The sequence below is a fragment of the Streptomyces sp. NPDC059003 genome, from assembly GCF_042740445.1.
In the GTDB taxonomy this organism is placed as follows: domain Bacteria; phylum Actinomycetota; class Actinomycetes; order Streptomycetales; family Streptomycetaceae; genus Streptomyces.
This window is the reverse complement of record NZ_JBHYJH010000009.1, coordinates 1-19,341: the sequence shown is the minus strand read 5'-3', so window position 1 is coordinate 19,341 and position 19,341 is coordinate 1. Positions and strand designations below refer to the sequence as shown.

Below are 19,341 nucleotides of genomic sequence, written 5' to 3'. Positions count from 1 at the left end.
ACGGATTTCCTACGCCCAGGGCACGGCGACCTACGCCCAGGGCGCGGCGACATCGGCGTTCTTCGCCCTCATGTCCTTGCTGTCCAGCATCTTCCTGCAGACGGCCTTGCCGAGGCCGGGCACGCGCATCAGGCGACCCAGTCCCGCGCGCACCATCAGCTCCTTGCGGTCCTGCGGGGTGAACATCCGCCGCCCGCTGACCAGCGCGCTGTCCTGCTGGGTGCGGATGAACGGTCTCATCCGTGCCTCCCAGGCCCGCAGGGCACCGGGTATGTCGCCGTGGTGGCGTTGGAGCATGGTGCCGAGCAGTTCCCCACCGGCGATCCCGCTGGAGACCCCCATGCCCGAGTACAGGGTCATGCACCAGGCGGAGTCACCGACCAGGACGACTCGGCCGCGGTGCCAGCTCGGCATCCTCACCTGCTGCACCGAGTCGAACAGGGCGTCGGGGGCCTGCTGGTAGCGAGTGAGGAGGCCCTCAAGGAGCGGGCCGGTCGGCTCGGGGCCGAACGCGGCGCGAATGGACTCGATCGGCGGACGGCCGAACTCGGCGTCGACGTCGTCGGTGCGGTACGAGAACAGCAGGCTCGGCGCCCGGTCGGCGAAGGGGAAGACCCACACCGAACGTCCCGGCTCGGCCAGGATCAGCCCCTCGGACAGGCCGAACCCGTCGACCGGCCTGTCCAGGAGCGTGACGCCGATCATGTAGTTCAGCGGGTGCAGATAGCGTCGACGGGGGAAGGCGAGGTCACGCACCGTGGAGCGCATGCCGTCGGCGCCCACGACCAGGTCGAAGCGCTCGTCGACGGTGGTGCCGGTCGCGGTGTCGCGCAGGGAGACCTGCGCGCCGGACTCGTCCTGGGCGATACGGGTGGGCACGGTGGAGTAGCGGATCTCCACGTCGTCCGGCAGCGCCGCGAACAGCCCTTGTTCCACGTCGCCGCGCAGCAGCGGGCGGGGGCCTCCGTCCAGGGATCCCAGGTTCACCCTGGGACGGCGATTGCCGCCGCGGTCGACGTCGTACAGGGCGATCCGCGGGCCGCCCCGGTCGCCGATCCGCTCCAGCACGCCGAGGCGCCGCGCCGAGGCGACACCCGAGCCGAACAGGGCGATGTAGTAACCGCCCGAGCGCCGGGCGGGCGCCCGCTCGACCACGACCGGCTCCCAGCCGATCTGTCGCAGCCGCACGGCGGTGGCGATGCCCGAGATCCCGAGCCCGACCACCAGTGCCCGGCCTCCCTTGCCTGAACCTGAATGCGACATGCCGTTCCCCTTTCCTGGGATTACGCGTCACGGCCTTGCGTGGAATGCGCCAAGACGAGCTGCTGGTCGGTCACTTCGGCCCGGACAGCCAGGCGATGGTGGCGGTGCGCGAGCCGTACTTGGCTCCCGAGGTCGCGCCTTCCTTGACCACGACGGCGGGACGGCCGGCGAGATACTGCCGCCGCGCGCTGTCGTCGCGCCGGGTCAGTTGGATCACCCCGTCGTGCCGGCCGAGGGTGAGCCCCGTTCCGACATAGCCCATGGAGTACGGCTTGGGCCTGCGGCCCCGGATCAGCCGGGCCAGCGTGTCGGCCGCGTGGGCTCCCTGGGGGCCCGCTGTCTGGCAGGCCGCGCGGGAGCCGGGGACGGCGGCGCAGTCGCCGACGGCGAAGATCCGCGGGTCGCTCACACTGCGCAGATACGGGTCGACGACGGCGCGGCCACGGTCGTCGACCTCCAGGCCGCTTCGCCCGGCGAGGTCGGGAATGCTGCCGAGGATGGCCCACAGGGTCAGATCGGAGCTCAATGCTCCGTCCGCGTTCGACCGCAGGCGCACCTCGTCGGCGCCCTTCTCCCCCGCACCGCCCAGCACTTGCGTCACGGTGTCCTCAAGGACCGACACCTTCAACCGCTCCAGACCGGCGCGCACCCGACGACGAGCGCCGTCGGAGAAGGTGGCCGCGAGTCGGCTGCCCACCAGCCGCACGCACAAGTCGGGACGCGCTTCGGCGACTTCGGCGGCGGTCTCGATGCCGGTCGCTCCCGTACCGATGACCGTCACGCTGGCGCCCTGCGGAAGGCTCGCCAGTCTCGTACGGGCGCTCTCCGCGCCCTCCCACGTTCCCACCGGGACCGTGCCCGGCAGAGGCGAGACCGTGCTCCCCACGGCCAGGACCAAGTAGTCGAAGTCCGTGGACTCCCCCGTGTCCAGGGTCACGCTGCCGTCGCCGATCTTCCCCACGGCCGCAAGGCGCGACCCGATCCCGGCACGCAGCATCTCCGCGAGAGGGGTAGCTGCCCCGCCACTACCAGCGATCCGCTGGTGCAACCGCACCCGTTCGACGAAGTCCGGCCGCGGATTGACCACGGTGATCTCCGCCTCCGGCACCTTCTTCGCCAGCCGGTTCGCCGCCAGGGTCCCGGCGTATCCGGCGCCTGCCACGACGATCTTCATGGTTACCTCCTGGACCGGCATGGGGTGTCTGCCACCGCACGGGCTGCTGTGCCCGGTATCGGGGCTGTTCGTGGGCTTGTGATTGCGTTCTCATGCAGTACGACGACACAGCCCCTCGAATCGTGAGGCGAGGCCCAGGCAGGTCCACTCCGTCCTCGGGCAGCCGAGTACGGGTACTCATGCCTGCCTCACTGCGGGCACCGCATGTGACGCCGGCTCAGCCTCGTCGGTCGGGGGAAGGCGGCTCCTACCCGGCCGAGAGCGACACCGCCGACAAGTGATCGGCCGGAGAAGGCGGCGGCGTCAGCCTCACCGTGGGGTGCAGGTTCGGTTCCACGGCGGCGAGCACCTCGTTCGCCGGGTATCCGAACAGGTCGATGTCCTGGAGAACCACCGGTACGGCGGACGGTTCGGTCAGGCGGGGCCCGCGCCGGTGGAGGTGGACGGCCGTGAAACCACTCACGCCGAGGTCCACGCAGTCACCGTAAGCCAGCAGTTCCAGACCCTCGTAGCAGGCCGTGAAGGCCCAACCCGCCCGGCAGACCCAGGTCCCGCGCACATCCGCCAGCGTCGCGACGGCCCACTGGGCCTCCCGCTCCGACATCCCGAAGCGCAGGACACCCGCGTGGCGCGGCAGGGTGAGGCCGGTCCCCGGCAGCAACTCGAACACCCCTCGATGATGCCGTGCCGAAAACCCCTCGCCACCCTCGTGTGCGCTGTGCGAGGCTGCGTCGAGACGATCTATGTGGTCGAGACGATCCACGCGACGGAGGAGCCCGCTGATGCGCCGAAAGTTCATGTCCCACACGAAAGGAACGCTCATCAACCTGAAGGACATGACACTCAGTGCGCACTACGTCACGCACGCTCAACCTGGGGATCCTGGCCCACGTCGACGCCGGTAAGACGAGCCTGACCGAGCGGCTGCTCTACGCGGCCGGGGTCATCGACGAGATCGGCAGCGTCGACGCGGGCAGTACGCGAACCGACAGCCTGGCGTTGGAACGCCGCCGCGGCATCACGATCAAGTCCGCGGTGGCCGGCTTTGTGCTGGGCAGCGGCAGCTCGGCCGTCTCCGTCAATCTCATCGACACTCCGGGGCACCCGGATTTCATCGCCGAGGTGGAACGCGTCCTCGGCGTCCTGGACGGCGCCGTGCTCGTCGTCTCCGCCGTGGAGGGCGTGCAGCCGCAGACCCGCGTGCTGATGCGGACGCTGAAGCGGCTCGGCATCCCCACGCTGCTGTTCGTCAACAAGGTCGACCGGCGCGGGGCCGACGACGGGCGTGTCCTGCGCGAGATCGAGCGCAGGCTGGACGCGCCCGTGATTCCCATGGGGCGGGTCACCGGCGGCCTCGGCACGAGTGCGGCCAGGGCCGCGGCCTTCGCCCAGGAGGACACCGCCTTCACGCGGAACCTGCTGGATGCGCTCACCCTCCACGACGACGCCCTGCTCGGCGCGTACGCGGCCGACGCGCGCTCCGTCACCTACGAGCGGCTGCGTGCCGCGCTCGCCGCGCAGACCAGGAGCGGACGGGTGCATCCGACGTACGTCGGCTCGGCGATCACCGGCACGGGCATCGCCGGCCTCCTCGACGGCATCAGGGAGTTGCTGCCCGCCGAGTACGGCGATGCCGACGGGCCGCTGTCGGCACGCGTGTTCAAGGTGGAGCGCGACGAGGGCGGGCAGAAGATCGCGTACGCCCGGCTGTTCTCCGGCGAGCTCAGGGCCCGCGAACGCGTCCCGGTCGCGGGCGTACCGGCCAAGGTCACCGACCTGGCCGTCTTCGACCGGGGTGGGCTCGAGCGCCGTACGGTGGCGCGGGCCGGTCAGATCGCGAAGCTGCGCGGTCCCGCCGCCGTCCGCATCGGCGACGTGATCGGCCGGCAGCCGGACGACCGCCCGTACGACCACGTCTTCGCGCCGCCGTCCCTGGAGACCGTCGTGGTGCCCGCCGCCCCGGCCGATCAGGGCGCCCTGCACCTCGCCCTCACCCAGCTCGCCGAGCAGGACCCACTGATCGGGCTCCGCCAGGACCCGGACGGCCGGGACCTGTCCGTCTCCCTCTACGGTGAAGTGCAGAAGGAGGTCCTCGCGACCACCCTCGCCGAGGAGTACGGGCTCGCGGTCGCGTTCCGGGAGACCACCCCGATCTGCGTCGAACGCGTCACCGGGACCGGCGCCGCCCACGAGATCCTCGACCTCGACGGGAACCCCTTCTTCGGCACGGTCGGGTTGCGCGTGGAGCCGGGTCCTGTCGGCAGCGGAGTCGTCTTCCGCCTGGAGGTCGAGCTCGGCTCGCTCCCGCCGAGTTATATGCGGGCCGTCGAGGAGACGGTCCATGGCACGCTGCGGCAGGGCCTGTACGGCTGGCAGGTGCCCGACTGCACGGTGACCATGACCCACTCGGGCTTCTGCAGCATCCGCAGCACCGCCGGTGAGTTCCGCGGCCTGACCCCGCTGGTCCTGATGACGGCGCTGCGCCGCGCCGGAACGGTCGTCCTCGAGCCGATGCACCGCTTCCGCCTGGAGCTCCCCCAGGACGCGTACGCCCCGGTGTCCCTCGCCCTGGCCCGACGCAACGCGCTCCCCGACCCACCGGAAGCACGCGGCGACACCTACGTCATCGAAGGCCATCTCCCCGCCGACCAGGTCCACGGCCTCGAACGGGACCTCCCCGAACTCACCGGCGGCGAAGGCGTCCTGGAGACGGCCTTCGACCACCACCGCCCGGCCACCACCCCACGCACACGCCCCCGCACGGACCACAACCCCCTGCACCGCGAGGAGTACCTGCTGCACGCGCACCGCAGGATGTGAGCCACCGTGCCACCCCCCACCGGCCCTCCCGGGAAAGCACAGCCGTCATCGATCACCCGCGCGTCCCCGCCGCCTCCAGGGCCGTAGGGAAGGCTGCGCGGGGATCGGGCCAACCTGCGACGCGCCCGCAGCGTGGGCGTGACCGGAATCGGGCTGACCGTCCAGCTGCTCCCTGAGGACTCTGGAAAGCGCGTGGCGGCATGTGTGCGAGCTGCTGCGCGAACCTGCAGAGACGCGAGAGGGAGGAGCCGATGGCAGCACGATTACGGTCCCTGGGCGCCCTGGGGGCGGCCCTGGTGTGCGTTCTGGGCCTCTGCACGACCCAGTCGAGCGCGGGGCCGGCGCGGGAAGCCGGCCCCGAAGCCCCCATCTCCCGCTACTTCACCAACGGGCGCGGCGGGCAGGCGGACGGCACCATCACCTGGGATGCGGGGAAGGTGGGCATCCGCTACGAACTGATCAACAGCAGGGCCGGCTTCTGGCCCTGCGCCCAGCTGTACTTCGTCACGTTCGACGCGTCCGGTACGCCCCTGAACGACCGTCGGGTCACCCCGCAGACCACGGACACGTGCGTGTACGACAGTCCGGGCGGGACGACGCCCGGCAAGTGGAGCGGTACCGAAGAGATCGTCGCGCCCGGCAACGCGGACATCCGCGTCGTCCGCGTCGGCCTGCTCGTCGGCCACCAGGTCGACTCTCATGACCACGGCCCGATCGTGTCGGTGCTCCAGTGCACGCCGGAGGCCACGCAGTGCACCAAGATCTCCGGCACCCTGCCGGACATGGACAAGTGACGTGGAGGAGGTGACTCACATGCGTATGCCCCTGCGTCACACGAGCCGCGTCGGTATCGCTCTGGGCGTGAGCGGATGCCTGCTCGCCGCTGGTGCCGCCGCGATGTCCTCCGGTACGGACGACGGCCCGGACAGGAGCAGCCAACGGCTGCGGACAGCCCGGGCGGCCGCCGCCGTCGGCTATGTGACCGAGCGCTTCGGCGTCGACCGCGAGGAAGCCGCACGGCGCCTGGAACTCCAGCGCGATCTCCCCGCGCTCGACCGCACGCTGCGCCATCGGCTGCCCGGCGAGTACGCCGGTCTGTGGTTGGACCAGAAGCACGGCGACGTGGTCGTGTCCACCACCCGGCCCGAGCGCCTCCAACAGGCGGTGCGCGGCCTGGCGGGCCGGACCAACTTCCGTCCTCGGCAGGCCCGCTGGTCACTGCACGACCTGGAGGCGGCTCAGCGGCGCCTGTCGCGGCACCTGCCGACGGGCCCCGCGGACCCGCTCTCCCTGACGGTCGACGAACAGGCCAACAAGGTCGTCCTGTACCGCGACGGCACGTCCGCCGCCACCGCCGCCCTCGCCCGGCCCGCGGCCCGGCGCGCCTTGGCGGCCGAAGGAGCGCGCGCCAGGGTCGAGCGACTCCCCCGGCCGGGCGTCCCGCTCGCGGGCGGCCGACCGGCGGCGGCCCGGCCCGGGCCGTGCTACGTGCTGATGTGCTCCCCGCCCATGCGTGCGGGCCTGCGCCTGGAGGTACCCCGGCACAAACAGGACGGCAGTTTCCAGAGCTACGGCGTGTGCACGGCGGGCTTCAACATACGGGGCATCAAGAACCGCAGGCCCTACGTGCTGACGGCCGGACACTGCCTCGGCAAACCCGAGACGCACACCGGCCTCGACCACACCTTCCACATGGGCATGGCCGTGAGCGTCGAGGATCCCGACCTGCTCCACTACGACCTGGAGCAGTTCTACGACTGGGCGATCATGCCGTACGAGAACGCGAACGCCCAGAAGTACTGGATCGACGACTACGACGCCAAAGACCAGGCCCTGTTCACCGCCTGGTGTCGTAGCGACTCGCCCCAGCCGTGCCGCAGCGGCAGCGCTCCGCACACCGTCTCGGGCATCCAGTCCGACATCAGGAACGGCATGGTCGTCTGCGCCACGTCCGCGGCCACCGAGTTCGCGGTCAAGGACAACAAGGACTGGTTCCCCGGGACGCGCTGCGGAACCGTCAGGGGCAACAACCCCTGGAGCGTCAACACCGACATCTGCAATGTGCCCGGCGACAGCGGGGCGCCGCTCTACGACCCGGCCGGTGACAAGGCCGTCGGCATCCTGCAGTCCGGCGTGGCGCACGCGGGCAAGTGCACGGCCGGGAAACAGGGGCTGTTCACGCGGATGGACTGGCTCCTGGTGAAGGCGTCCGTCCTCGTCGGAGGCCCGGACTCGCCGATCGGCGGATTCGAGGCCATGTGCTGGCGTCCGGAAGGCGCACCGAAGTGCGGCCCCTCGAACCCCTCGAAGTGACGAAAGGCAGAAGGAACGATGCTCAGTCGATCCCAGATCGCAGCTCTCCCCCTGGCCGCGGCGGCAGTCGCCACGGCTCTGACCACCCCGGCGGCCGCGACGCCGCCCCTTTCCTCGGCCCAGGCCTGTGTCGTCCACACCGGCCCGCGCCTGGACTGCTTCGACAGTTACGCGGCCGCCGACGCCTCGGTCGGCGCCGTGCCGCCGCCCGGCTCGGCCGCGTCGCCCAACTGCCCCAGCGGCTGGCTGTGTCTGTACGACGGTGAGAACTGGACCGGCAGGCGCCTGCAGTTCCGGGACGAGTACTGGCAGCCGCTGAGCGCGTGGGCGTTCGACCGCAAGACCTCGTCGTGGCACAACAACCAAGGCAAGGACGACTGGGGCCACCTGGCCGCCGACGGGGACCAGCTCGACCTGCCGCCCGAGGGCGCCGCGGCGACCATGGGCCGCTACAACGTCTGGGCCACCCACGTCAACGGCTGAGTCCCCTTGGCCGCAGGAAGAGACTCGGCCCGGTCGCCCGGGCCGAGGTCGATGACCGCGCCCGCCCGGCGGCCTGCCGCCGCACGGGTGCGCGCATCGGTGAGATGACCGATGTGCGGAGCGCGGGGGCGCGGTCATAGTCCTCAGGAGATCGTTTGCGGGTGGCTGTGGTGCGCCCGCTCTGTGAAAGGACCTTCTGTGGGCACGTATGCGGATCTGGTGTTTGTGGGTGGGCAGGTCGTCACGGTGGACGCGGAGTTCTCCGTCGCCTCGGCGCTCGCGGTGACCGGCGGGATCATCAGTGCCGTCGGCGGGCGGGACGACGTCGCGCCGCTCATCGGACCCGACACCCGCGTCGTCGACCTGCGCGGGGCGACCCTGCTGCCCGGGATCAACGACTCCCACCTGCACGGCTGCGCGTTCGGCATGGCGACGCCGCCGCTCTCCCTCGACCTCGGCCACCCCGCCGTCTCCTCTCTCACCGACGTGGCCGAGGCGGTGCGGGAGGCCGTCGGGCGGGTCCCGGACGGGCAGTGGATCACCGGGCACGGCTGGGACCCCGGCTACCTCGACGAGTGCGTCGCCGACCTCTCGCGCCAGCCCTCGCGGCACGACCTCGACGCCGTCAGCCCGGACCACCCCGTCGTCCTGTACTCGTTCTCCGGGCACGCCACCTGGGTCAACTCCAAGGCGCTCGAGCTCATCGGGATCGACCGGGACACCGTCGCCCCGCCCGGCGGCGCCATCGTCGCGGACGAGGCCGGGGAGCCGACCGGGCTGCTCCACGAGGGCGCCCAGGCCCTCATCCAGAACGCCCTGCCGCCGCTCAGCCGCCAGGAGCGCATCGACGCGGTCAAGTCGGCCCTCGGGGCCCTCGCCCAGCTCGGCATCACCAGCTACACCGAGCCCGGCCTCGGCCCCGGCGGCGACGGCATCATGCGCGGCGCGCTCGGCGCGGGGACCCTGGACGTCTACCGCCAGCTGCTCGCCGACGGCGAGCTGACCGCGCGCGTCGGCGTCCTGCTCCTGCCCACCGGCATGGCCAGCACCGCCGAGGAGTTCGCCCGCACCCTCACCGCGCTCGGCACGCCGGACGACGCCGATCCGCGCCGCCTCGCGATCCTCGGGGTCAAGGTCTTCGCCGACGGAATCGTCCCCAACAAGACGTCCTGGATGCACGAGCCGTACGTCGGCGGGGGCTGCGGCTCCCTGTGCGTCGGCGGCGAGACCGACGCCGAGCGGATCGCCGAGATCGACGCCATCATCCGGCACGCCCACGTCGCCGGGTACCAGGTGGGCGTCCACGTCACCGGCGACCGGGCGTGCGACACCGTCGCGGACGCCTTCGCCGCGGCCGTCGCCGAGCACCCGCGGCCCGACGCCCGCCACTACATCATCCACGGCGACCTTCTCACCGCGCACAGCATGAAGGTCCTGGCCGCGCACGGCTTCGGCGCCAACATGAACCCGACCATCAAGTGGACCGTCGCCGACATGGAGGAGGACTTCGTCGGCGCCGAACGGGCCGCGTACGCGTGGCCCTACCGCGATGCCATCGACGCGGGCGTGCGGGTGGCGAGCGGGTCCGACGCCCCCGTCACCCACCCCGACTGGCGCCAGGGCGTGGCCACCATGGTCCTGCGCGAGTCCAAGGCCGCCGGCCGCGTCAGCGGTCCCGAGCAGCGCATCGGCCTGGCCGAGGCCATCCGTACGTACACGATCGAGGCGGCGTGGCAGGACTTCGCCGACGACTGGAAGGGCTCCCTGGAGCCGGGCAAGGTCGCCGACCTGTGTGTTCTCGACGGGGATCTGCTCACGGCCGATCCCCATGACATCCCGCGGATGCCCGTCGTCCTGACCGTCGTGGACGGGCAGGTCGTGCACGACACCCTGCGCGATTGACGTATTCCGGTCGCATGATCATCCTTGGGGGATGACAGCGCAGCGGAGCACGGCGGACATTCTGGACGCGGCCGTCCACGTCCGTGCGGCCGCCAGGAACGCCACCAGCGGTACGGCCGGTCTCGAGACGGTCCTGGCGGCGCTCTCAGAGGTGATGGAGTACGACCACGCCTCCCTGACCCGCTGGGATCCGCTGCGCCGGCGGCACATCACCCTGGCCGGAAGCTACCCGGACGACGCCACGGCGTACATCGAGACCCGCCTCCACCAGGACCCGGTGTTCCCCGTGCTCCGCAGTCCGGCCCGGGGCGGCCTCTGGCTCAGGGACGTCCCCGGGCCGCTCCTGGCGTCGTCCCCGGGCTTCCAGGACGTGCTGTCTCCCCTCGGCATCGAGGACGGCGTGGCCCAGTGCCTGTTCGCCGCCGACGGCCAGTACGTCGGCATGCTGAACGTCAGCACCCGTCGGCCGCGGCGCGCGCCCGACCCGGCGCGCGCCGTGGTCACCCTGCTCACCGAGGCCCTCGCGGCGGCCGTCGCCCACCGCGCGTCCCCGCCGCCCGAGGAGCCCTCCCCCACTGCGGACAAACAGCGGCCCGGCGGACTCTCGCCACGGGAGCTCCAGGTCCTTGCCGAGCTGACCACCGGCCGCACCAACCGGGAGATCGCCGAGCGGCTGTACATCACGCCGCGCACCGTGGGCACCCACATCGAGCACATCCTCGCGAAGCTCGACCTCCCCAACCGCGCGGCCGCCGCCGCGCGGGCCGCCGCCTGGGGCATCGAGCCCTCCCGCTGACGCGAACCCGACAGTCGCGCTTGTCAAGCCGCCCGCGCGGGCGGTTCTCTGGGCTGAACACCCCGCAGGGCAACGCGACGGAAGGATCCCACGATGCGCCATGGCGACATCGCCTCCGGCCCGGACACTGTCGGAGTCGCAGTGGTGAACTACAAGATGCCCCGCCTGCACACCAGGACCGAGGTGCTGGACAACGCCCGGAAGATCGCCGAGATGGTGACGGGCGTCAAGACCGGCCTGCCCGGCCTGGACCTCATCGTCTTCCCCGAGTACTCCACCCACGGCGTCATGTACGACCCGGGCGAGATGCTGGACACCGCGTCCCGCGTACCGGGCGAGGAGACCGACGTCTTCGCCGCCGCCTGCCGCGAGGCAGGGGTCTGGGGAGTCTTCTCCCTGACCGGCGAGCGGCACGAGGACCACCCCCACAAACCCCCGTACAACACCCTGGTGCTCATCGACGACCAGGGCCGGATCGCGCAGAAGTACCGGAAGATCTTCCCGTGGTGCCCGATCGAGGGCTGGTACCCGGGAGACGTCACCCGTGTGACCGAGGGCCCCAAGGGCATGAAGATCTCGCTGATCGTCTGCGACGACGGCAACTACCCCGAGATCTGGCGCGACTGCGCGATGAAGGGCGCCGAGCTGATCGTGCGCTGCCAGGGCTACATGTATCCGGCCAAGGACCAGCAGGTGCTCATGGCCAAGGCGATGGCCTGGGCGAACAACTGTTACGTCGCGGTCGCCAACGCCACGGGATTCGACGGCGTGTACTCCTTCTTCGGGCACTCCGCGCTCATCGGCTTCGACGGGCGGACGCTGGGCGAGACCGGCGAGGAGGAGTACGGGGTGCAGTACGCCCAGCTGTCGGTGTCCGCCATCCGCGACGCGCGTGCCCGCGACCAGTCGCAGAACCACCTGTTCAAGCTGCTGCACCGCGGCTACTCCGGCGTGCACGCCGCGGGAGAGGGCGAACGGGGCGTGGCGGACTGCCCGTTCGACTTCTACCGGCTCTGGGTCACCGACCCCGCCAAGGCCGCGGAGAACGCCGAGGCGATCACCCGCGACACGGTGGGCGTCGCGGACTGCCCGGTGGGCTCACTGCCCGTACGGCGCCCCGAGGAGAAGTGAACCTTTCAGTGCGGCGTGACGAGGACGTCGGCGGCGGCAGTGGTCAGGACGTGGACGTAGGCCAGGCCGGGCGGGGGACACTTGGAGAGTCCGTGGCCTGACTGGCGTCACGGCGACCCTGCGGCACTGCGTGAGCACCTTGACTGGCCAGTCGAGGGCATCGTTACGGCGGTCCAGCACGGCTACTGGCACTGGGGCTGGAGGCAGCGGCCGACAGGTGCCGATGCCGCAGTACGTGAGGTCAATCCAGTGAGTGCGCAGGGTCGCCGGACGATCTGTGGGACGCTGAAGTCGCCCTGTTCTTCTGCCAGTTGCCCACCCGAAAGCCGCTGACTCGTCGGCGGCGGCGCCGTCCCGCTCCTGTCCCCCGCCGCTCGAAGGGCTCCCCCATGTCCGTGGCCACCAACGAGCCCCCGAAGAAGGGGGAGCCGTCCGCCACGGCGGGCCTGCGGTCCGGCTCCCTCGGGACCGCCGACATCTCCTTCTTCGTCGTCTCCGCCGCCGCGCCCCTGACCGTGATGGCCGGGGTCGCCCCGCTGGCGATCCTGCTCGGCGGCATCGGTGCCCCGGTGGGCTATCTCCTGGCCGGTCTGACCCTGGCCGTCTTCGCCGTCGGGTTCACCACCATGAGCCGGCACGTCCGCAGCGGCGGCGCCTTCTACGCCTTCGTCACCCGCGGTCTGGGCCGCCCGGTCGGCATCGGCGCCGCTCTGCTCGCGCTCGTCGGTTACAACGGCCTCCAGATCGGCGTCTACGGCCTCCTCGCCACCACCACCCAGGACACCGTCCACGCCCTCCTCGGCGCGGACGTGCCCTGGCTGCCGATCTCACTGGCCGGCGTGCTGCTCATCGGGTACGGCGGCTACCGCTCCATCGAGTTCGGCGCCAAGGTCCTCGGCGTCCTGCTCCTCGCCGAGACCGGGATCCTCGCTCTCCTCGCGGTCGGCGTCCTCGTCGACGGCGGCGCGCACGGCCTGTCCGCCGCCTTCCTCCAGCCCGACCACGTCTTCGTCCCGGGCACGGCGGCCGTACTCGCCTTCGCCTTCGCCGCGTTCACCGGCTTCGAGTCGACCGTCATCTACCGCCGCGAGGCCCGCACCCCCGAGCGCACCGTCCCGCGCGCCACCTATCTCGCCGTCGGCTTCCTCGGCCTCTTCTACGCCTTCACCGTCTGGATCGCCATCCAGGCCTTCGGCAACGACGAGGTCGTACAGGCCGCCGCCAAGGACCCTGACGGCCTGTTCTTCACCGCGACAACCGTGTACGTGGGTGGCTGGGCGGCCGATCTGATGCACGTCTTCATCGTCACGAGCGGCATCGCCACCCTCCTGGCCTTCCACAACGCCATCAACCGTTACGTCCTCGTCCTCTCCGAGGAGGGCGTCCTGCCCGGCCGCCTCGGCAGCGTCCATCCGCGCCACCGCTCCCCGTACGTCGCGGGCATCGCCCAGACCGCCCTCAGCGCCGCCGTCGTCCTCACCTTCTGGGCGGTCGGCGCCGACCCGTACCGGCAGCTCCTTCTCTGGGTCAACACCCCTGGGTTGATCGGCCTGTTGCTGCTCCAGCTGCTCGCTTCGCTCGCCGTGCCCTGCTACTTCCGTCGGGTCAGCCACCGGGAAGGGCTCCTGCGTACGGTGGTCGCTCCCCTCGCCGCGACCGCCCTGCTCGCCACGGCGATCGTCCTGGTCGTGGACCACATCGAGCTGTTCACCGGCGCGTCGGCGGCCGTGAACACGGTGCTCGTCCTGACCGCACCGGCCGTCTTCGCCGCGGGCTTCCCGCTCGCCTGGTGGCTGCGCCGCCGACGGCCGCGCGTCTACGCCGAGTTCGCCGCCGAACCCGCCGAGTGAACACTCAGCTCCGCGAGCAGCGACGGATTGACGATGCGGACGATCGCCTCGATGTCCTCCCGGCGCGCGGCCGGCCACAGTCGGGCTCTCGCGGAACGGTACTTCGCGACGAGGCGCTCCCTCTGGTCCGGCGGCAGTTGGGCGGTCCGGTCCGGGTGGGAGTTGTGCGCGTTGTCGGCGATCTTCACGAGGGTCGCCCGGGGGTCGGCGGCGATGCGGGCGATCTTCTCCGCGTACGACATGCCGGGCACGTTGGTCACCGCTTCGACGATCTCGACGACCCGGGCCGGAATCCCGGTCCCGCGCAGCCTGTCCGCGGTCCAGTCGGTGTCTTCCAGGATGTCGTGGAGCAAGCCCGCCTCGACCAGCTCGTCCCCGAACGGGGCGAGCCCCGCGGCCACGGCGCGGACGTGCTCGATGTAGGGCGTGCCGATCTTGTCGACCTGCCCGGCATGTGCCTGGTCGGCCAAGAGGTCGACCTCACTGACTGACTTCATTTCCGCTCCCTGTGTGCGATCGCGAGCCACGGTCGGCGCCGCACGGTCATTCAGCCGACGGCTGCGCCTCGATGTCCAGCAGTGCGAGGAAGGCAGCGGCCGCGGGCGACGGGGGAAACCGGCTCCAGACCAGGTGCTCCACCCGTACCGGCCCGTCGGTGACCGGCACGCTCCGCAGGCCGTGGAGCTCGGCGGCGTACGCGGCGGGCAGCAGGGCGATTCCCAGGCCGTGGCGGACCATGGGGGCCATCAGCTCGACCCCGGACACCTCGAAGGCGACCTCCCGGTGCAGTCCCGCCGCCGCGAACGCCTGGTCCGACTGGGCGCGGGCCGCGCTGCCCTCGGCGAAGTCCACGAACGCCTCATCGGCAAGGCGCCGGAGGTCCGCCTCGGGCCGCGTGGCCAGGGGGTGGTCCGGGGCGACCACGGCGACGTGCTGTCCGCGCGCGAGTTCCCGGTCGTGGACGCCCTGGGGCCGGAACCCGGGCGGCACGCCGAGGAATGCCGCGTCCAGCAGGCCCTCACGCACGTGCTCGACGAGCCGTTCGCTGGCTCCGGCCCGCAGACTGATCTGCACCTGGGGACAGCGCAGCCGGTAGTCCCGCAGCACCGCCGGGAGGTCCACGGCCGTCACGGTGGTGATCGCTCCCACGGTCAGCGTGCCCCGTATCGCGCCGGTGGCCGCCGCCACCTCCGCACGGGCCCGCTCCGCCGCTTCCAGGGCCTGGCGGGCGGCGGGCAGGAACGCCTCGCCTGCAGCGGTGAGGCGCACCCGGCGGCTGGTCCGCTCGAAGAGACGGGCGCCCAGTTCCTTCTCCAGCTTGGCCACTTGGTGGCTGAGCGCGGACTGGACGACGTGGCACTGCTCGGCGGCGCGGGTGAAGCTCGCGGTCCGCGCCACCGCGAGGACGTAGCGCATCTGTTGGAGGTCCATTGATTCATCGTGGATCGCGATGGATACCGATGACAAGCATGTGTTGGACCGATGGATGTCTGTTCGGCGATGCTGAAGCCAACGCCGGACGAGAGCAGTTCGCGACCGGCCGTCGACCCGGACCGCACCGGTCCGCGACCACCGGCCCCGTCCGGCCACCACCGGCGCCCCGGCGCCCCGACCCCGTGGAGAAACCCATGCGCGTGATCGCCTTCGACCACCTCGTCCTCAACGTCGCCGACATCGAGCGCTCCCTCGCCTTCTACACCGGCCCGCTGGGCCTCGAACCGGTGCGGGTCGACGAGTGGCGGGCCGGCAAGGTCCCCTTCCCGTCCGTGCGGGTGAGCCCCACCACCATCATCGACCTCATCACAGCGCCCGACGGACAGGCGCAGGGCACCAACGTCGACCACATCTGTCTGGTGGTGGAGCCGCTCGACTGGCAGGAGGTCATCGACTCCGGCATCTTCACCGTGCTCGACGGTCCCGGCGAACGCTTCGGCGCCCGGGGCACCGCGCTCTCCCTCTACGTGCAGGACCCGGACGGCAACACCGTGGAACTGCGCTGGTACCCGCAGGACGCCTGAGCGCCACGGACCGCACGCATAACCCCTGATCGCCGGAGTCGTTATGCGGGCGGTGGGGGCGCAGACGGCGGCTGAGGACGACGGGGCGGGACGAGGCAGCGATGACACAGACTCCGCTCCACGGCAACGGGCTCCACGGCGACGATCTCCACGACGACGGGCTCCACGGCAGCGATCTCCACGGCCATGAGTTCCTCGGCCGGAGCGCCGAGAGCCAGGAGCTCCTGAGCCGGGGGTCCGCCCTCGTGGATCCCGTGCTGCACGAGGTCGTCGGCCGGCTGCACCCGTCCATGGCCCTGGTGTGCCGCTACCACCTGGGCTGGGACACCGAGGACTCCCCCGCGTCGCTGGTGCGGGCGGGCAAGCGGGTCCGGGCGGCGCTCGCGCTCCTTTCGGTACGTTCCGTCGGCGCGCCGGAGCGGTTCGCGGCCGTGTCCGGTGCCGCGGTGGAGCTGGTGCACCAGCTGTCCCTGCTCCACGACGACGTCATGGACGGCGACGTCGAGCGGCGTGGCAGGCCTGCCGCGTGGGCCCGGTTCGGGACCGGCGCCGCCGTGCTCGCCGGGGACTCCCTCGTCGTGCAGGCCGTCGCCGCGATCGTCCGCGCGGACGCTCCCGGGGCCCGCGCCGCCACGGACGAACTCATCGACGCCGTGGAGCAGATGGTGGCGGGGCAGGCGGAGGACCTCGCCCTCGAAGGGCAGTCGCCACGCGACATCTCCACGAGCCGGTACGTGAGCATGGCACGCGGCAAGACGGGGGCGCTGTTCGGCTGCGCGGCCGCCCTCGGTGCCGTCCTCGCCCAGGCGCCGCCGTCCGTGGTGCGCGCGCTGCGCGGGGCGGGCAGTGATCTCGGCGTGGCGTTCCAGATCCTCGACGACGTGCTCGGCCTGTGGGGAGACAGCTCGGTCACCGGGAAGCCCGTCGGCGCGGACCTGACCCGCGGGAAGAAGACCCTTCCCCTGGTCCTTGCCGCCACCGCGGACAGCGCCGACGGGCGGCGCGTCGCGGTGCTGCTCGACTCGGCGCCGCTGGACCCGGCGGACGTCCCCCGGGTCATGCGCCTGCTGCAGGCCACGCACAGCCGACAGCGCGCCGAGGAGGCGGCCGCCCACCACGTGGCGTCGGCGGTCGCCGCCCTGGATCAGGCGGAGCTGCCTTGCGAGGCGCGGCGGCAGTGGGGAGCCCTCATCGAGAGCCTGGCCCGCCGCAGACGCTGACGTTCCGCCGCATGCCGACGGCTTCCGCCACATGCCGACGGCTCACGTGCCGACGTCCCACTCAGGAAACCGTGCAGGAGGAATCGTCCCCGTGTCCCCCGGACCGTACGCGCTGCGCGTGCACGACGTACACAAGGCCTACCGCTCGCGCCGCGTCCTGAAGGGCGTCTCGTTCAGCCTCGCACCGGGCACCCTGGCGGGGGTCGTGGGCGAGAACGGCTCCGGCAAGAGCACCCTGCTGCGCATCCTGTGCGGGCAGATGGCGGCCGACGCGGGAGAGGTCGAGCTCCGTGGTGCGCTCGGGTACTGCCCGCAGGAGACGGTGCTCAACGACGCGCTCACCGTCGACCAGCATCTGCGCTGGTTCCGCACCGCCTACCGCCTGGACGGCACCGGCCGCACGGAGGAGCTGCTCGAAGAGCTGCACTTCGCCGAGTACCGGCACACGCGGGTGGCCACGCTCAGCGGCGGCACCCGGCAGAAGCTCAACCTGGCGCTCGCGCTCCTGCACGACCCCGACGTCCTGCTCCTCGACGAGCCGTACCAGGGCTTCGACTGGGAGACGTACCTGCGGTTCTGGGACGTCGCCACCCGGCTGCGCGACCGGGGCCGGTGCGTGCTCGTCGTGTCGCATCTGGCCTGGGACGCCCAACGGCTCGACGTCGTCCACCGGTTGCGGGACGGCGTCGCGACACCGTGGGACGCGGAGGGGCAGCCGGTCCCCACCCCCGGAGCGGCGCGGTGAGCCGGGCCTGGGAGACCTTCCGCACGGGCGCCGCCTTCGCTCTGGTGGAACACGCGCGCAACCGCCTGGCCCTGGTGCTCGTGGTGGTCTACATCCCCCTGTGGCTCACGCTGGAGCACTGGTTCGTCACCCCCGAGCGCGTGCGCTTCCTGCTGCGGGCGACCGGCCGCACGGTGACCGTCGACAGCAATCATCTGACGATGGTCTCCGGCGCCCTCAACACGGTGACGCTCATCGTCGGGTTCATGATGTTCATGACGACGTTCAAGGCGCTCGCCTTCGACCGCAGGCTGGCGCTCGCCGGGTATCCGCGCAGCTGTCTGCTCCTGAGCAAGGTCATCGCCATGACCGCGACGTCGGCGCTCATCGCGGCGTACGCCACGGCCATCGTGTGCTGGTACTGGGACCCGGTACAGCCCGGGCTCCTCGCGCTCGGCCTGTTCACCGCCGCCCTCAGCTACGGCGGCATCGGCATCCTGCTCGGCACGTTCCTGCACAGCGAGTTGGCCGGCCTCTTCGTCATCATCATGGCCAGCCTCCTCGACACCATGCTGCAGAACCCCGTGAGCAACCGGCAGGCCGACAAGGACGGCCTCCAGCTCCTGCCGTCGTACGGCCCCACCCAGACCGGCTTCACCGCCGGTTTCACCCCCGCGGACACGCCGTACGGCCATCTGCTGCTCGGCCCCGCCTGGTTCGCCGCGATGTGGCTCCTCGGATCAGCCACGTTCTTCGTACGCACCCGCAACCACCTCCGCACACAACCGGCACACCGGGTGCCCCGGCCGACGGGGAGCAGCGCATGAACCGCCACGACATCCGCTTCGCCAGCACCTGGAGGTCGCCCCTGCCGCCGGACGCCACGTACGCGAAGCTCGCCGACATCGAGGCCTACCCCCTGTGGTGGCCGGCCATCCGCTCCGTGCGACGCACCGCCGAGAGGCAGTGCCATGTCGTCATCCGCTCTCTGCTGCCGTACGAGCTGGCATGCCGGCTGACACCCGTCGTCGAGGACCCGGTCGCCCGCGTTCTGGAAGCAGCCGTCGACGGTGACATCACGGGCCGCATCCGCTGGACCGTGAGCCCGGCCGAACCCGGTGGCTGCGCCGCCTCCTTCGCCGAGCACGTCACCGTCACCAAGGCCTCGCTGCGGCGCTTGATGCCTCTGGCGCGGCCGTTCTTCCACCTCAACCACGCGATGGCGATGCGCGCCGGACAGCGCGGGCTGGCGCGCCGGACTGGGTAGGTTCCGGGCCGCACATGGGGCTCGGAGGGGGAGCTCACTCCCCGAGCACCCGCACCGCCGCCGCGTACGAAACCCCCTGCGCCCGCAGCACGTCCTGTACGACGCCGGGCCGGACCGTCAGCGCCAGGAGCAGGTGTTCGTCGCCGATGCTGCGGTCGCCCCGCCCCAGTGCGACCCGCAGCGCCTGCTCCAGTACACGTTTGGACTCGCGGGCGAACGGGCGGTGGCCGGTGAGCCCGAGGAGGCGGCGCTTGCCGCGTCGCGCGTCGGGGGCACCTGAGTGCGCCAACACCCCTGCGCCATGCGCCTGTTCGACTCGGGACACGATCGCCCCGACGTCGATGCCGAGCTCGGCGAGGGCCGCCTCGTCGGCCTGTGAC

General features: G+C 71.6%; 19 protein-coding genes. 13 read left to right on the top strand and 6 right to left on the bottom strand.

Annotation, left to right across the window (positions count from 1 at the left end; all coding sequences use genetic code 11):
• Positions 1-30: 30 nt before the first annotated feature.
• The 3 genes from ACFWZ5_RS06720 to ACFWZ5_RS06710 all read right to left on the bottom strand — a co-directional run bounded on the left by ACFWZ5_RS06720 (position 31) and on the right by ACFWZ5_RS06710 (position 3,245).
• A complete protein-coding gene (locus ACFWZ5_RS06720) occupies positions 31-1,263 on the bottom strand; it encodes an FAD-dependent monooxygenase (RefSeq protein ID WP_384785162.1) in 1,233 nt (410 codons plus the stop codon).
• A gap of 70 nt (positions 1,264-1,333) precedes the next feature.
• On the bottom strand, positions 1,334-2,437 hold the full coding sequence (locus tag ACFWZ5_RS06715; protein ID WP_384785165.1) for an NAD(P)/FAD-dependent oxidoreductase: 1,104 nt from the start codon (positions 2,435-2,437) through the stop codon (positions 1,334-1,336).
• 247 nt (positions 2,438-2,684) lie between these two features.
• Positions 2,685-3,245, bottom strand: a complete 561-nt coding sequence (locus ACFWZ5_RS06710; protein WP_384890495.1) for a hypothetical protein — start codon at positions 3,243-3,245, stop codon at positions 2,685-2,687.
• 38 nt (positions 3,246-3,283) lie between these two features.
• Between ACFWZ5_RS06710 and ACFWZ5_RS06705 the strand changes: the two genes are divergently transcribed.
• The 8 genes from ACFWZ5_RS06705 to ACFWZ5_RS06670 all read left to right on the top strand — a co-directional run bounded on the left by ACFWZ5_RS06705 (position 3,284) and on the right by ACFWZ5_RS06670 (position 13,732).
• Positions 3,284-5,257: a GTP-binding protein gene (locus ACFWZ5_RS06705; RefSeq protein ID WP_384785170.1), complete on the top strand. Its 1,974-nt coding sequence runs from the start codon at positions 3,284-3,286 to the stop codon at positions 5,255-5,257.
• A gap of 251 nt (positions 5,258-5,508) precedes the next feature.
• Positions 5,509-6,051, top strand: coding sequence for a hypothetical protein (locus ACFWZ5_RS06700; protein WP_384785173.1), 543 nt, complete (start codon positions 5,509-5,511; stop codon positions 6,049-6,051).
• A gap of 19 nt (positions 6,052-6,070) precedes the next feature.
• Complete coding sequence (locus ACFWZ5_RS06695; protein ID WP_384785176.1) at positions 6,071-7,570, top strand: hypothetical protein; 1,500 nt, start codon at positions 6,071-6,073, stop codon at positions 7,568-7,570.
• A gap of 18 nt (positions 7,571-7,588) precedes the next feature.
• Positions 7,589-8,053, top strand: coding sequence for a peptidase inhibitor family I36 protein (locus tag ACFWZ5_RS06690; protein ID WP_384785180.1), 465 nt, complete (start codon positions 7,589-7,591; stop codon positions 8,051-8,053).
• A 198-nt stretch (positions 8,054-8,251) separates the two neighbouring features.
• Positions 8,252-9,955 carry an amidohydrolase gene (locus ACFWZ5_RS06685; protein WP_384785184.1) on the top strand — a complete coding sequence of 568 codons (1,704 nt, stop codon included), beginning with the start codon at positions 8,252-8,254 and terminating at the stop codon, positions 9,953-9,955.
• Between the two features lie 31 nt (positions 9,956-9,986).
• On the top strand, positions 9,987-10,751 hold the full coding sequence (locus tag ACFWZ5_RS06680; protein ID WP_384785189.1) for a response regulator transcription factor: 765 nt from the start codon (positions 9,987-9,989) through the stop codon (positions 10,749-10,751).
• Between the two features lie 93 nt (positions 10,752-10,844).
• Complete coding sequence (locus ACFWZ5_RS06675; protein WP_384785192.1) at positions 10,845-11,882, top strand: aliphatic amidase; 1,038 nt, start codon at positions 10,845-10,847, stop codon at positions 11,880-11,882.
• 389 nt (positions 11,883-12,271) lie between these two features.
• Entirely contained in the window at positions 12,272-13,732 is a 1,461-nt protein-coding gene (locus ACFWZ5_RS06670; protein WP_384785195.1) for an APC family permease, read from the top strand.
• Here the strand turns inward: ACFWZ5_RS06670 and ACFWZ5_RS06665 are convergent.
• Together ACFWZ5_RS06665 and ACFWZ5_RS06660 are read right to left on the bottom strand one after the other, a co-directional pair.
• A complete protein-coding gene (locus ACFWZ5_RS06665; protein WP_384785199.1) occupies positions 13,699-14,229 on the bottom strand; it encodes an HD domain-containing protein in 531 nt (176 codons plus the stop codon). The two genes, ACFWZ5_RS06670 and ACFWZ5_RS06665, sit on opposite strands and share 34 nt — an antisense overlap.
• 46 nt (positions 14,230-14,275) lie before the next feature.
• A complete protein-coding gene (locus tag ACFWZ5_RS06660) occupies positions 14,276-15,163 on the bottom strand; it encodes a LysR family transcriptional regulator (protein WP_384785202.1) in 888 nt (295 codons plus the stop codon).
• 197 nt (positions 15,164-15,360) lie between these two features.
• On the opposite strand from ACFWZ5_RS06660, the gene ACFWZ5_RS06655 reads away from it, so the two are divergent.
• From ACFWZ5_RS06655 to ACFWZ5_RS06635, 5 genes are all read left to right on the top strand, one after another.
• Entirely contained in the window at positions 15,361-15,750 is a 390-nt protein-coding gene (locus ACFWZ5_RS06655) for a VOC family protein (protein ID WP_384785205.1), read from the top strand.
• A 101-nt stretch (positions 15,751-15,851) separates the two neighbouring features.
• The gene (locus tag ACFWZ5_RS06650; protein ID WP_384785208.1) at positions 15,852-16,970 is read left to right on the top strand and encodes a polyprenyl synthetase family protein; all 1,119 of its coding nucleotides are present in this window, start codon (positions 15,852-15,854) and stop codon (positions 16,968-16,970) included.
• Between the two features lie 91 nt (positions 16,971-17,061).
• Entirely contained in the window at positions 17,062-17,715 is a 654-nt protein-coding gene (locus tag ACFWZ5_RS06645) for an ABC transporter ATP-binding protein (protein WP_384785211.1), read from the top strand.
• Entirely contained in the window at positions 17,712-18,521 is an 810-nt protein-coding gene (locus ACFWZ5_RS06640; protein ID WP_384785214.1) for an ABC transporter permease, read from the top strand. The genes ACFWZ5_RS06645 and ACFWZ5_RS06640 overlap by 4 nt, the downstream gene beginning before the upstream one ends.
• The gene (locus ACFWZ5_RS06635; RefSeq protein WP_384785217.1) at positions 18,518-18,961 is read left to right on the top strand and encodes an SRPBCC family protein; all 444 of its coding nucleotides are present in this window, start codon (positions 18,518-18,520) and stop codon (positions 18,959-18,961) included. The genes ACFWZ5_RS06640 and ACFWZ5_RS06635 overlap by 4 nt, the downstream gene beginning before the upstream one ends.
• 34 nt (positions 18,962-18,995) lie before the next feature.
• On the opposite strand, the gene ACFWZ5_RS06630 is transcribed toward ACFWZ5_RS06635, so the two are convergent.
• Positions 18,996-19,341: Clp protease N-terminal domain-containing protein (locus ACFWZ5_RS06630; protein ID WP_384890493.1), on the bottom strand; the 346-nt coding region annotated here is incomplete at its 5' end.

What these genes read in the sequence shown, in the direction of transcription:
- ACFWZ5_RS06660 (WP_384785202.1), bottom strand. Translation starts at nt 15,163, where the DNA reads ATGGACCTCCAACAGATGCGCTACGTCCTCGCGGTGGCGCGGACCGCG.
- ACFWZ5_RS06675 (WP_384785192.1), top strand. Translation starts at nt 10,845, where the DNA reads ATGCGCCATGGCGACATCGCCTCCGGCCCGGACACTGTCGGAGTCGCA.
- ACFWZ5_RS06695 (WP_384785176.1), top strand. Translation starts at nt 6,071, where the DNA reads ATGCGTATGCCCCTGCGTCACACGAGCCGCGTCGGTATCGCTCTGGGC.
- ACFWZ5_RS06700 (WP_384785173.1), top strand. Translation starts at nt 5,509, where the DNA reads ATGGCAGCACGATTACGGTCCCTGGGCGCCCTGGGGGCGGCCCTGGTG.
- ACFWZ5_RS06635 (WP_384785217.1), top strand. Translation starts at nt 18,518, where the DNA reads ATGAACCGCCACGACATCCGCTTCGCCAGCACCTGGAGGTCGCCCCTG.
- ACFWZ5_RS06715 (WP_384785165.1), bottom strand. Translation starts at nt 2,437, where the DNA reads ATGAAGATCGTCGTGGCAGGCGCCGGATACGCCGGGACCCTGGCGGCG.
- ACFWZ5_RS06690 (WP_384785180.1), top strand. Translation starts at nt 7,589, where the DNA reads ATGCTCAGTCGATCCCAGATCGCAGCTCTCCCCCTGGCCGCGGCGGCA.
- ACFWZ5_RS06650 (WP_384785208.1), top strand. Translation starts at nt 15,852, where the DNA reads ATGACACAGACTCCGCTCCACGGCAACGGGCTCCACGGCGACGATCTC.
- ACFWZ5_RS06720 (WP_384785162.1), bottom strand. Translation starts at nt 1,263, where the DNA reads ATGTCGCATTCAGGTTCAGGCAAGGGAGGCCGGGCACTGGTGGTCGGG.
- ACFWZ5_RS06655 (WP_384785205.1), top strand. Translation starts at nt 15,361, where the DNA reads ATGCGCGTGATCGCCTTCGACCACCTCGTCCTCAACGTCGCCGACATC.
- ACFWZ5_RS06680 (WP_384785189.1), top strand. Translation starts at nt 9,987, where the DNA reads ATGACAGCGCAGCGGAGCACGGCGGACATTCTGGACGCGGCCGTCCAC.
- ACFWZ5_RS06665 (WP_384785199.1), bottom strand. Translation starts at nt 14,229, where the DNA reads ATGAAGTCAGTCAGTGAGGTCGACCTCTTGGCCGACCAGGCACATGCC.
- ACFWZ5_RS06670 (WP_384785195.1), top strand. Translation starts at nt 12,272, where the DNA reads ATGTCCGTGGCCACCAACGAGCCCCCGAAGAAGGGGGAGCCGTCCGCC.